Annotated in this window: 11 protein-coding genes and 1 tRNA gene; all 12 read left to right on the forward strand. The window is 68.1% G+C overall.

Annotated features, from left to right (window positions below):
- Window positions 1-65 precede the first annotated feature (65 nt).
- Window positions 66-716, forward strand: coding sequence for a DedA family protein (locus ASE96_RS16675; RefSeq protein ID WP_056433052.1), 651 nt, complete (start codon window positions 66-68; stop codon window positions 714-716).
- Between the two features lie 97 nt (window positions 717-813).
- Window positions 814-1,629 carry a DedA family protein gene (locus ASE96_RS16680; RefSeq protein WP_082492812.1) on the forward strand — a complete coding sequence of 272 codons (816 nt, stop codon included), beginning with the start codon at window positions 814-816 and terminating at the stop codon, window positions 1,627-1,629.
- 71 nt (window positions 1,630-1,700) lie between these two features.
- Window positions 1,701-2,861, forward strand: a complete 1,161-nt coding sequence (locus ASE96_RS16685; protein WP_056433054.1) for an adenosine deaminase — start codon at window positions 1,701-1,703, stop codon at window positions 2,859-2,861.
- 67 nt (window positions 2,862-2,928) lie between these two features.
- The gene (locus ASE96_RS16690) at window positions 2,929-3,630 is read left to right on the forward strand and encodes a MazG nucleotide pyrophosphohydrolase domain-containing protein (protein WP_082492825.1); all 702 of its coding nucleotides are present in this window, start codon (window positions 2,929-2,931) and stop codon (window positions 3,628-3,630) included.
- A 117-nt stretch (window positions 3,631-3,747) separates the two neighbouring features.
- A complete protein-coding gene (eno, locus tag ASE96_RS16695; RefSeq protein ID WP_056433060.1) occupies window positions 3,748-5,028 on the forward strand; it encodes a phosphopyruvate hydratase in 1,281 nt (426 codons plus the stop codon).
- A 258-nt stretch (window positions 5,029-5,286) separates the two neighbouring features.
- Window positions 5,287-6,033, forward strand: a complete 747-nt coding sequence (locus ASE96_RS16700) for an FtsB family cell division protein (protein WP_056433063.1) — start codon at window positions 5,287-5,289, stop codon at window positions 6,031-6,033.
- A 150-nt stretch (window positions 6,034-6,183) separates the two neighbouring features.
- Window positions 6,184-6,888 carry a DUF501 domain-containing protein gene (locus ASE96_RS16705; protein WP_056433261.1) on the forward strand — a complete coding sequence of 235 codons (705 nt, stop codon included), beginning with the start codon at window positions 6,184-6,186 and terminating at the stop codon, window positions 6,886-6,888.
- Window positions 6,885-7,832 (forward strand): Ppx/GppA phosphatase family protein, encoded by a 948-nt coding sequence (locus ASE96_RS16710; RefSeq protein WP_056433067.1) that lies wholly within the window; start codon window positions 6,885-6,887, stop codon window positions 7,830-7,832. Before ASE96_RS16705 ends, ASE96_RS16710 begins: the two co-directional genes overlap by 4 nt.
- A gap of 135 nt (window positions 7,833-7,967) precedes the next feature.
- Window positions 7,968-9,368, forward strand: coding sequence for a S8 family serine peptidase (locus tag ASE96_RS16715; protein WP_056433070.1), 1,401 nt, complete (start codon window positions 7,968-7,970; stop codon window positions 9,366-9,368).
- A 38-nt stretch (window positions 9,369-9,406) separates the two neighbouring features.
- Window positions 9,407-10,876: an NAD(P)/FAD-dependent oxidoreductase gene (locus ASE96_RS16720; protein ID WP_056433073.1), complete on the forward strand. Its 1,470-nt coding sequence runs from the start codon at window positions 9,407-9,409 to the stop codon at window positions 10,874-10,876.
- 121 nt (window positions 10,877-10,997) lie between these two features.
- Window positions 10,998-11,945: an N-acetyltransferase gene (locus tag ASE96_RS16725; protein WP_056433075.1), complete on the forward strand. Its 948-nt coding sequence runs from the start codon at window positions 10,998-11,000 to the stop codon at window positions 11,943-11,945.
- A gap of 32 nt (window positions 11,946-11,977) precedes the next feature.
- Window positions 11,978-12,051: transfer RNA gene (locus ASE96_RS16730), tRNA-Leu, on the forward strand.
- Window positions 12,052-12,198 lie beyond the last annotated feature (147 nt).

Raw genomic sequence — 12,198 nt, forward strand, 5'->3', positions numbered from 1 at the left:
AAGCTGCGGCCTGCCCCGCAGTACACTGGCACGACAGCCGTCCTCCCGTTGTTTGTTAGGAAACCGTGCAGGCAATCAACGACTTCATCCTGGCCGCAGCCGGGCAACCCTGGGTACTCGTCCTGGTGTTCGCGTGCTGCGTGATTGACGGCTTCTTCCCGCCCATTCCGAGCGAATCGGTCGTCGTGGGACTCGCCGCCGTGGCCGCCACCGCCGACGTCCCCAACCCGGCGCTCCTGGCCGTGACCGCCGCTGCCGGCGCCTTCATCGGCGACAACATCGCCTACCTGATCGGCCGCAGCACCGGCACGCGGCGCTGGACCTGGATGCGCGGCCAACGAATGCAGCGGGCCTTCCGGTGGGCGGGCGCGGAACTGCGCAAACGGCCCGCCTCGCTGATCCTCGTGGCGCGCTTCGTGCCGATCGGCCGCGTCGCCGTCAACCTGACGGCCGGCGCCACACACTTCGCGCAGTCACGCTTCGTCGCGCTGACCGTCCTCTCTGCCGTCCTGTGGGCCGCCTACTCTGTCGCGATCGGCCTCTTCTTTGGCCAATGGTTTGAAGAGAACCACCTGCTGGGCGTCATCGTCGCCGTCATCTGCGCGGTCGGCCTGGGCATCCTGGTGGACGTTGTCATCAGCAAGGTCCGGGGTCCGCTTCCCGGGGACGCCGGACAGCCGGTCCCTCCGGCGGAGCCCAAAAAGACGGAGCCCTGAAACGCATCAGATTTATCCTGATGGAACGTAGCGCATCCCTGTCCGTCATGGGACACTGAAGAGCGCTTTTCGTCACTTTCCTAGGAGCAACGCCCGCGTGGAATTTATCAATGAGGCTATTCTCCATGCCGCGGGACAGTGGTGGATTTATCCGATTCTTACGATCTTCTGCTTCATCGACGGTTTCGTTCCGATTCTGCCGAGCGAAACCCTGATCGTCGCTTTGGGTGCCCTCTCTGTCACGTCCGGCCAGCCGAACATGTGGTGGGTCATGGCCGCGGCAGCCGTCGGGGCCATTGCCGGGGACAACATGGCGTACATGCTGGGCCGTCATATCGGCGTCGAACGGTTCCGCTGGATGCGCAAACCCAAGATCCACCGCGCCCTGAACTGGGCGCGCTATGAACTCGACAAGCGCGGCGCCATGTTGATCTTCACCGCACGGTACATCCCGGTGGGGCGTGTGGCCGTGAACTGGATCGCCGGCACCACCGCGTACCCGCGCCGCCGCTTCGTCGTTCTTGACGTCTTCGCCTCCGTCACCTGGGTGGCCTACTCGGCCGGCGTCGGCATCGTCGCCGGCAACTGGGTCCACGAACACCCGCTGCTCGGGGTCGGGATCGCCATCGCTTTTGCCATCGTCCTCGGCATCGTGATCGACCACCTGCTGACCTGGCTGCACCGCTGGCGCGACACCCGTGGCGCTGCCGCGGCCGCCAGCCGGGCCGCCACGCTCGCGGCAGAAGCCAAATTGGCGCACGCCCAGGCCCAGGACGCCCAGGCCCCGCACGCCCAGGTTCCGCAGACCACGGTTGGAGCTACGGAAACGGGCGCTGCGCCCGCGCACCGGCACGGCTCCGGCACCACCCCGTTGCCCGCGAAGATGGCCGCACCGGCCGACGTCGAGGCCTGATCCCACCGCCCGGACGGCGTCTGCCGTCGGACCGGCTGGTGTTGCCCGGCCTCCGACCCTAAGGTTGGAACGTGACTGAGATAATTCTTGACGCTGCCCCTGACCTCGAATTCGACCTGAAGGGCCTCCCCAAGGTTTCCCTTCACGACCACCTGGACGGCGGACTCCGTCCGGCCACCATCATTGAACTTGCCGAGGCCGTGGGACACACGCTGCCGTCCACGGATCCCGTCGCCCTGGGGGAGTGGTTCCGCGAATCCGCCGACTCCGGCTCGCTGGTCCGCTACCTCGAGACGTTCGACCACACCATCGCCGTGATGCAGACCAAGGACGGGCTCTTCCGCGTCGCCAAGGAATTCGTCGAAGACCTCGCCGACGACGGCGTTGTCTACGGTGAAGTGCGCTGGGCCCCCGAACAGCACCTGACGAAGGGCCTGAGCCTGGACGACGCCGTCGAGGCCGTGCAGGCGGGCCTTGATGCCGGCGTCGATGCCGTCGCCGAGACCGGCCGCGACATCCAGGTCGGCCAGCTCATCACCGCCATGCGCCACGCCGACCGCGGCCAGGAAATCGCCGAGCTGGCCGTCCGCCACCGCAACAACGGCGCCGTCGGCTTCGACATCGCCGGCGCTGAGGACGGCTTCCTGCCGTCCCGGTTCAAGGACGCCTTCACCTACCTGGCCGAGCATAACTTCCCGGCCACGGTCCACGCCGGCGAAGCCGCCGGACTTGAAAGCATCCAGTCCGCCCTGGTCGACGGACGCGCGCTGCGCCTGGGCCACGGCGTCCGCATCGCCGAGGACGTCACTGTTGAATTCGAGTCGGACGATGATTCGGCCGATAACAGCGGCGACGAGCTCGACGACAACATCGGCATGGTGACCCTCGGCGAGCTGGCCAGCTGGGTGCGGGACCGGGGTATCGCCCTGGAGATCTGCCCCTCCTCCAACCTGCAGACCGGCGCTGTCGCCGGCTTCGGCGAGGGCATCGAAAGCCACCCGCTGGACATGCTCTACCAGCTCGGCTTCAACGTCACCATCAACACGGACAACCGCCTCATGAGCGGCGTGACGCTCACGGACGAGTTCGAACTGCTGGTGGAGACGTTCGACTACGACCTCGACGACCTGCTGGAGCTGACGCTGAACGCAGCCGAGGCCGCCTTCCTGCCGCTCGAGGAGAAGGAAGCCCTCGTCGAATACATCAACGAGGCCTACGCCGATCTTGGCTAACAAGGACTCCAATGCGGTGGGTGCGCTGGTCGAGTGCATTGGCGAACTGCGCGCCCACTGCCCCTGGATGGGTGCCCTCACCCACGAATCCCTCGTGGAGTACCTGCTCGAGGAGGCTTACGAGGTGGCGGAAACCATCGAGACGGCCGGCGGCGACGCGGAGCTGAAGGCAGAACTGGGCGACGTCCTGCTTCAGGTGGTCCTCCACTCCCGGCTCGCCGAGGAGCGGGGGGCCTTCGGTCTCGACGACGTCGCCCGCGGCCTCACCGCCAAAATGGTCCGGCGCAACCCGCACGTGTTCCGTCCTGACGGATCCCTGCAGGAGTCCTTCCCGGCGACGGTGGAAGAAATCGTCCGCACATGGGACGCCGTCAAGCGCTCGGAGCAGGTCCTGCACTCCGGGGCTGCGGATGCGGGCGCTGAAGGCTCCCGCGTTGATCCTTCCCGCGCTGATCCCTCCCGGCTGGGGGCACTCGGGGGCGTCCCCGGCGCGCTCCCGGCGTTGGCGCGGGCGCAGAAACTGCTCGACCGCGCCGAACGGGCCGGACTGCCGGCCCCCGCCAGGCCGGTTGACGTCCCGACGTCGGAGGCGGACCTGGGGGAGTTGCTGTTCGCGATCGCGGCCTCCGCACGGGACCAGGGGCTGGACGCCGAACGCGCCCTCCGCGGCGCCAACCGCCGCTTCCAGGCGGGACGGCCAGCGGCTCCGCCGCATGAACCGTCCCGTAATCCGCCAAATGACGTCCGGGGACTGGATAGGTTTCTGTAACTTATCCCACTCTCGACTAGGCTGGGTAGCGACGAGGACGTCGGTTTTTCAGCTTGATTACCAGCTAGATTTCCCATCAGATTCCCAGCAGATCGCTTCACCCAAAGGAGCCTATCCATGGCGCTTATCGATGCCATCCACGCCCGCGAGATCCTCGATTCCCGTGGCAACCCCACCGTAGAAGTTGAAGTCCTGCTCTCGGACGGTCAGATCGGCCGCGCAGCAGTTCCCTCCGGCGCCTCCACCGGCGAGCACGAGGCCGTGGAACTCCGCGACGGCGACAAGGGCCGTTACCTCGGCAAGGGCGTCCAGAAGGCCGTCGACGCCGTTATCGACCAGATCGCCCCGGCCCTGATCGGTTTCGACGCCACGGACCAGCGCAGCATCGACCAGTCGATGATCGACCTGGACGGCACCGCCAACAAGAGCAAGCTCGGCGCCAACGCCATTCTGGGCGTGTCCCTGGCCGTCGCCAACGCCGCCGCGGCGTCCGCCGACCTGCCGCTCTACAAGTACCTGGGCGGGCCCAACGCGCACGTCCTGCCCGTACCGCTGATGAACATCCTCAACGGCGGCTCGCACGCCGACTCCGACGTCGACATCCAGGAATTCATGGTTGTCCCGCTGGGTGCCGAGACCTTCTCCGAAGGCCTGCGCTGGGGTGTTGAGGTCTACCACGCCCTCAAGGCGGTCCTGCAGGCCAAGGGCCTGTCCACCGGCCTCGGCGACGAAGGCGGCTTCGCGCCGAACCTGCCGTCCAACCGCGCCGCCCTGGACCTCATCCAGGAAGCCATCCGGAACGCCGGTTACACCCCGGGCCAGGACATCGCCCTTGCCCTGGACGTTGCCTCCTCCGAGTTCTTCAAGGACGGCGCCTACCAGTTCGAAGGCAAGACCCTCAGCTCCTCCGAGATGAGCGCCTACTACGCCGAACTCGTCGCCGACTACCCGCTGGTTTCCATCGAGGACCCGCTGGACGAAAACGACTGGGAAGGCTGGAAGACCCTCACCGACGCCATCGGCGACATGGTCCAGATCGTGGGTGACGACCTCTTCGTCACGAACCCGGAGCGACTCCAGACCGGCATCGATTCGAAGACCGCCAACTCGCTGCTGGTGAAGGTCAACCAGATCGGTTCCCTGACCGAAACCCTGGACGCCGTCTCCCTCGCCCAGCGCGCGGGTTACACCACCATCACCTCGCACCGCTCCGGCGAGACCGAGGACACCACGATCGCGGACATCGCCGTTGCCACCAACGCGGGCCAGATCAAGACCGGTGCCCCGGCCCGCTCCGAACGCGTCGCCAAGTACAACCAGCTGCTGCGCATCGAAGAGGAGCTCGACGACGCCGCACGTTACGCCGGCCGGAGCGCTTTCCCGCGTTTCAACGGCTAGTAACCGCCGGAACCGCGAACCGGTGGCTATGGTTGAAAGACCATGGCCACCGGTTCCTTTTTTGGCACTGTTCCTTATTTGGCACCGTTCCTTTTTGGCACCGTTCCTTTTTGGCGCGGTTCCGCTTCTGGCGCCGCGCCGGCGCCGCTCAGCCGGCTTTTGCCGGTGCCGGTCCGGGCCACGGGGATGAGCATTGAATAGCGCTGAATCAGCAAGCCCCAAGCCAGCCGGATCAGCGCCCGGCATTACAGGAGTGACATGGCCACCCGCCGACCCAAGGTTCCCCGGGCCACGCCTGCGGCGCCGAAGTCTCCGGATACCGGCGACGGCGGCGACGTCATCCAGGCTGATTTCGGCAACTCCCGCGGGACCCAGCCGAACCCGGCCGGCACGGCTGTTCCGGCCCCCCGCCAGCACACCGGCAACGCAGCCACCGCCCGTCCGGCTGTAACCCGCCCGGCCGCAGCGCCAGGTGCAGGAACGCCGGCGTCCGCAACCGCTCCGGGGGCTCCCCGGCCGGGTGAAGCAGCGCCGGGTGCAACAACGCCGGCGGCAGCCGGGAACAGCACTGCCCCATCCTCCGGGAAGGGCGCCGCGCCGGCGGAGGACCACCCCGTGCCGGCCAAGGCATTCTCCGGCCGCATGCTGGCGCTGCTCGTCGTTATGATTGCCATCACCATCATGCTGGCGCCCACCGTCAAGATCTTCTTCGAAAAACGTGCCGAAATCGCCGAGCTGCAGGCGGACATTGCGGCGAAACAGTCCGAGCAGAATGATCTCCGGCGCCAGGTCTCCCGGTGGCAGGATCCTAACTACGTGAAGCAACAGGCCCGCGACCGCATTAACATGGTTATGCCCGGCGAGACGGGCTACTGGGTCTTTGGCAGCGATCTTCCCGCCGGATCAACCAGTGGCGCGGCCGGTACAGGATCAGCCCAAGACCCGGCCGAGCTGCCCTGGGTGGATTCCCTCTGGGAGTCCATCCGGCGCTCGGCAACAGATTAAGAAGCGGCGCCCGCCGCAGGATTGTCCGCCGGACAAAGCCAGACAGGGCAGGAAGGTGCCGCCCCCGTGGACGAGAACCGAGTGGACGAGGCCCCCGCGGCAGCGGACCCGAGCGCACACAACCCGGCAACCCCGGATTTATCCGGCTCCGTGGCGGATTCCCGCCGGCCCTCGCCCCGCGACCTCGATGTCCTGAGCAGGCAACTAGGGCGCCCGGTGCGTGACGTCGTCGAGATCCCGGCCCGCTGCGTCTGCGGCAACCCGCTGGTGGCGGCCACTTCGCCGCGGCTGAGCAATGGCACACCGTTCCCCACCACCTTCTACCTCACGCACCCGGTCATTACCTCGGCGGTGTCACGGCTGGAGGCGGCGGGCCTGATGAACGAAATGAATGAGCGGCTCGGGGGAGACGCGGACCTCGCGGCGGACTACCGCGCCGCGCATGAGGCCTATCTGGCCTCCCGCGCGGAGATCGGTGCCCGGTCCGGCATCGGAGCTGTGCCCGAGATTGACGGCATCTCCGCCGGCGGCATGCCTACCCGCGTCAAGTGCCTGCACGTCCTGGTGGGGCATTCGCTGGCCGCCGGACCGGGCGTGAACCCGCTCGGGGACGAGGCCATCGCAGCCGTCAGCGAGTGGTGGACACCAGAGCGCTGCTATTGCGACGGCGCGTGGGACACCGGCGGCGAAGCCCCCTCCCAGGACCTCAGCCGGCACGGCCCGCAGGGGCTTCCGGAGATCGTGGGTCGGCCGGCCCCGGTCCGGAAGCCGCGCACCGAAGACCCCGGCAGCGCCGGAGACGCCGGCGCCGCCGGAACCGCCGGTTCAGCGGACGCCAGCGGGGCCGGACAGTGACCCGCGTGGCCGCCGTCGACTGCGGCACCAACTCGATCCGCCTGCTCATCGCCGATGTGGAATCGGACGGCGGTGCTCCCCGACTGGCCGACGTCGTGCGCGAAATGCGCGTCGTCCGGCTCGGCCAGGGCGTGGACGCCACGGGCGAGCTCGCACCGGAGGCCCTGGACCGGACCTTCGCCGCGGCCGCGGACTATGCCGGGCTGATCGAGAGCCACGGGGCCACCAGGGTGCGCTTCGTCGCGACCTCGGCCACACGCGACGCCCGCAACCGGCAGGACTTCGTGGACGGCATCCGCGGGCTCCTCGGCGTCGAACCCGAAGTGATCACCGGGGACGCGGAAGCCGCGCTGTCCTTCGCGGGCGCCAGCAGCGTCCTGCCCTCGCGCGGCGAGGATCCCGTCCTCGTGGTCGACCTCGGCGGCGGGAGCACCGAGTTCGTGCTGGGCAACGCCGACGGCGTCATCGCTGCCAGGTCCGTCGACGTCGGGTGCGTCCGGATGACAGAACGCCACCTGCGCAGCGACCCGCCCACAGCCGAGCAGATCGCCGCAGCGGAGGCCGACGTCGACGCTGCCCTCGATGAAGCAGCGATGACTGTTCCGCTGGACCGCAGCACCGCCGTCGTTGGTGTGGCCGGTTCGGTCACCACCATCACGGCCCACGCGCTCCGGCTGCCGGAATACTCCGCGGAGGCCATCCATGGCACCGAACTTTCGCTCGACGACGTGCGCCGGGCCTGCACCGAACTGCTCGCCATGTCCCACGCGGAGCGCGCCGCCCTGCCCTACATGCACCCCGGCCGCGTGGACGTGATCGGGGCAGGCGCCCTCGTCTGGCGGCGCGTCCTGGAACGGCTGGCCGACGCCACCGGCCACAGGGTCACGACGGCCGTCACCAGCGAACACGATATTCTTGACGGAATTGCCTTGAGTATCAGCTAGGCCGCAGGCCGGCCGCATGGCCGGCGGACGCCCGCCCGAACGGCGCCCGTTCGCACCTCCCCACCACGATCCCTCGGCGTTCCGCAGCGCCACCGCAACCGCAGCGCCACCAGCTGTCCCGCCGATAGGACCCGAATGACCAGAGCAACAGACCGGCGACGCCGGGCCGCCTCCGCGTTGATGGCCTTGGCCCTTGCGGGCGGTACCCTTGCGGCCGGCTTGACGGCCGCGCCCGCCGCGCACGCCGATGACTGGCGCAAAAAGCAATACTGGCTCGCGGAGTCCGGCATCACCAAGGCCTGGGAGGTGTCCAAGGGCGCCAACGTCAAGGTCGCCGTGATCGACAGCGGCGTGGACGGCAAACATCCCGACCTGGCCGGCGTCCTGACCGGCGGCGTCGATGTCTCCGGTGCCGGGAGCACGGACGGCCAGAAGAGCATCGGAGCGAAGCCCGAGCACGGAACCCTTGTCGCCACTATGCTCGCAGGCCGGGGCCACCAGCCCGCGAAGTCGACGGAAAAGGCGAGCCCCAGCCCCAGCCCCAGTGCCGGGCCGACCGTCGGACCGGACGGAATCGTCGGTGTGGCCCCCGAAGCGGAGCTGCTGTCCGTTTCGACGTGGCTCGGATCGGCGAACCCGGGCGGCAAGAGCGACCAGGACCAGATTCCCCAGGCCGTCCGCTGGGCTGTCGACAACGGGGCCCGCGTCATCAACATCTCCCTCGGCAGCACCTCACCGGAATGGCCGCAGAGCTGGGACGCGGCGTTCCTGTACGCCGAGCAGAACGACGTTGTGATCGTTGCCGCCGCAGGCAACCGTGGCGGCGGCAACGTCCAGGTCGGGGCCCCCGCCACCATCCCTGGTGTGCTTACCGTCGCGGGCCTGGACCGCAAGGGAAAGGCCAGCGTCGATTCCTCGTCCCAGGGGATCAGCATCGGCGTGGCGGCCCCCGCAGAAGACCTGATCGGGGGTATGCCCGGCGGCGGCTACGTGGAATGGGCGGGCACTTCCGGCGCCACCCCCATCGTCGCCGGTGTTGCCGCGCTCATCCGTTCCAAATGGCCGGACATGACGGCCAATCAGGTCATCAACAGAATCGTGAGCACCGCGAAGGATGCCGGCGCTCCGGGGAAGGACCCGCTGTACGGATTCGGGATCCTCAACGCCGAAGCTGCGCTGAAGGACGATGTGCCGGAAACCCGGGTCAATCCGCTGGGGTCGATTTCCGACTGGATCCGGGTGCACCGTCGGGGCAACCTGTCCAGCGCACCGGCCGCAGCCGCGCCGACCCCGTCCAGCGCCGCGCCCACCCTCCCGGAGCCCACTGTCCCGGTGGCGGAGGCCCCGTCCGGGCTGGACAGCGCCGTGCCGGCCATGGTGGTGCTCGGCTTCGGCGGACTGTTCCTGTGCATCGTGGGAGCCGCCTTCTTCCGGCTCCGGCGTGCGGTCCGGACGGACCCGAAGGCCGGGTCCGACAGCTCCGGAAACCCGGAAACCGGGGTGCTTGATTCCGCGGATTCCAGCGGGAAGCCGTAGTTAGTGAAGTTTTTCACAAAGTGCGGTATTCTTGGGGAATGGCATCCTCCCCTCAGCTCCAGGACCGTCCCAGGGTACTCGTCGTCGGCGGCGGGTACGTCGGCCTGTACGTAGCCCTCAAACTGCAGAAGAAGATCGCGAATGCCGGTGGCATCGTCACCCTCGTTGATCCCCTGCCCTACATGACCTACCAGCCCTTCCTCCCCGAAGTTGCCGGCGGCAACATCGAGGCACGCCACGCCGTTGTCTCGCACCGCAAGCACCTCAAGCAGACGGAACTGATCCAGGGCCGCGTCACGTCGATCGACCACGCCAGCCGCACGGCTGTTGTGGCCCCGGCCGACGGCGGCGAGACCTTCGAGGTTCCGTACTTCGACGTCGTGGTGGCCGCAGGCGCGATCACCCGCACGTTCCCGATCAAAGGGCTCGCGGACAAGGGCATCGGCCTCAAGACCATCGAGGAAGCCGTCGCCCTGCGCAACGGTGTGCTCGAGCGGATCGAAGCCGGCTCTCTGATGACCGACCCGGTGGAACGCGCCCGGGCCCTGACCTTCGTCGTCGTCGGCGGCGGCTTCGCCGGCATCGAATGCATCACCGAAATGGAAGACCTGGCCCGCGCCGCGGTCAAGAACAACCCGCGCGTCAAGCAGGAGGAAGTCCGCTTCGTCCTGGTCGAGGCCATGGGCCGGATCATGCCGGAAGTCACCGCCAACCAGGCCGAGTGGGTTGTCGAGCACCTCCGCAGCCGCGGCATCGAGGTCTTGCTCAACACCTCCCTCGACAACGCCGAGGGCTCCTTGAAGCTCATCAACCTCCCGGACAAGACCCCGGCCCAGGAATTCGAGTCGGACACCCTGGTCTGGACTGCCGGTGTGCAGGCCAACCCGATGATCCGTTCCACTGACTTCCCGCTGGAGCCCCGCGGCCGCGTGCGCGTCCTTCCGGATCTGCGCATCGCCGGGGACGAAGGCATCATCGAAAACGCTTGGGCCGCCGGCGACATTGCAGCCGTGCCGGACCTCACGGGCAGCGGGCTGCCGGACGGCACCTGCGTCCCCAACGCCCAGCACGCCCTGCGCCAGGCCAAGCGGCTTGCCAAGAACCTGTGGGCATCCCGCTGGGACAAGCCCCTCAAGGACTACAAGCACAAGAACCTGGGCGCCGTTGCCGGATTCGGCGAATGGAAGGGTGTCGCCAACCTCAACATCGTCGGCCGGATTGGTCTCAAGGGACCCCTCGCCTGGCTGGCACACCGCGGCTACCACGGCCTGGCCATGCCCACTGTGGAACGCAAGCTCCGCGTGATCTTCGGCTGGATCCTGGCGTTCTTCGTCGGCCGCGACACCACCCAGCTGGTCGATCTGGACAACCCCCGCGGTGCGTTCGTTGCCGCCGCGACGCCGGCACCCAAGCCGGCTGCGGCTCCCGCCGCACCTTCGGCTGAGAAGCCGGCGGCCGGGGCGGGCAAGGCTGCCAACAAGGAAGCCGTGTCGGCAGACTCGAAGTAGCCTGCATCACCGTTCGACGGCGGCCGTTCCCCTGTGGGGGAGCGGCCGCCGTCGCTGTTAAGCCGTCATCATCCGCCGGATCCCGTCCCGCACCCGGCGGTGCCCCGCCTAGACTTGCCCCATGACAGCTGAAAAGGACCTCCACACCCTGCTGGCCACCATGCACCCGGAACTCCGTGAGGGCGAGTTCGTCTACGTCCTCTGGCCCCACGGCAGGCCCCTCGCCGGTGCGGTCGCTGCCGCCGTCCGCGAGGCAGAGGGCCTGACCGTCGTCCTGCCGCGGGCCGAAGCCGACAGCCTCGGACTGTCCTACGACTTCGTCGGAGCATGGATCACCCTCCAGGTGCACTCCTCCCTCGAGGCCATCGGTCTGACCGCCGCCGTCAGCGCCGCCCTGACCGAGGCCAAGATCAGCTGCAACGTCCTGGCCGGCTTCCATCACGACCACATTCTGGTCCCTGTCGCGGACGCCGACCGGGCGCTAGAGGTGCTGCACGAGCTGGTCGCGGCCAGCGGGGAGCACAAGCCCGCCCCGGAACTGGTGTTGCGCAGTGAACAGCACGCGGACCGGCCTGCCGTCCTGGCCCTCACCGCAGCGGCCTTCGCGGTCTCACCGGTCACCGGGCTGCCCGTCCAGGGCGAGCCCGAGGAAGTGGCACTCCTGGCCGCGCTCTTCGAGTGCGAGGACTACCTGCCGGAGTTCAGCGTCATCGCTGAGCTCGGCGGCGAGATCGTCGGTCACGTCATCAGCACCCGTGCCTGGGCGGGGGAGCTGGCGCTATTGGGCCTGGGCCCCATCGGCGTCGTCCCGCGCCTGCAGCGGCACGGCATCGGCAGCGCGCTGATGAAGGAAACGATCGCCCGGGCCAACGCCGCGGGGGAGCGCGGCATCGCGCTGCTGGGCGATCCGGAGTACTACTCGCGGTTCGGCTTCGTGGCGTCCACCTCCCTCGGCGTGGAGGCCCCCGACCCGGCCTGGGGCGGGCATTTCCAGCTGCTGCCGCTGGCCGTCTGGCCCGGCGGCGTGAGCGGGACATTCCGCTACGCCAAGCCGTTCGGCGTCGCCTAGCCGGCGGTCCGGCGGGATACCATTGACCGGGCGCCCCAGTAGCCCAATTGGCAGAGGCAGCGGACTTAAAATCCGCGTGTTGTGGGTTCGAGTCCCACCTGGGGCACTGTTCCTGGCGCGCCCGGGTCCGGCGGCCAGATTTCCTCTATGCAACGAGTGTTATAAGGATGTGACCGTAGTCACTTTGGATCGGGCCGGAATTGCACTAGCTTGAAGTTAAATCAGGAACACCTGATCATTCGCATCAAAGGCC

It is taken from the genome of Arthrobacter sp. Leaf69, from assembly GCF_001422645.1.
In the GTDB taxonomy this organism is placed as follows: Bacteria; Actinomycetota; Actinomycetes; order Actinomycetales; family Micrococcaceae; genus Arthrobacter.

Coding starts and splice junctions, on each gene's coding strand:
- ASE96_RS16690 (WP_082492825.1), top strand. CDS start 2,929: ATGGGTGCCCTCACCCACGAATCCCTCGTGGAGTACCTGCTCGAGGAG.
- ASE96_RS16715 (WP_056433070.1), top strand. CDS start 7,968: ATGACCAGAGCAACAGACCGGCGACGCCGGGCCGCCTCCGCGTTGATG.
- ASE96_RS16720 (WP_056433073.1), top strand. CDS start 9,407: ATGGCATCCTCCCCTCAGCTCCAGGACCGTCCCAGGGTACTCGTCGTC.
- ASE96_RS16700 (WP_056433063.1), top strand. CDS start 5,287: ATGGCCACCCGCCGACCCAAGGTTCCCCGGGCCACGCCTGCGGCGCCG.
- eno (WP_056433060.1), top strand. CDS start 3,748: ATGGCGCTTATCGATGCCATCCACGCCCGCGAGATCCTCGATTCCCGT.
- ASE96_RS16725 (WP_056433075.1), top strand. CDS start 10,998: ATGACAGCTGAAAAGGACCTCCACACCCTGCTGGCCACCATGCACCCG.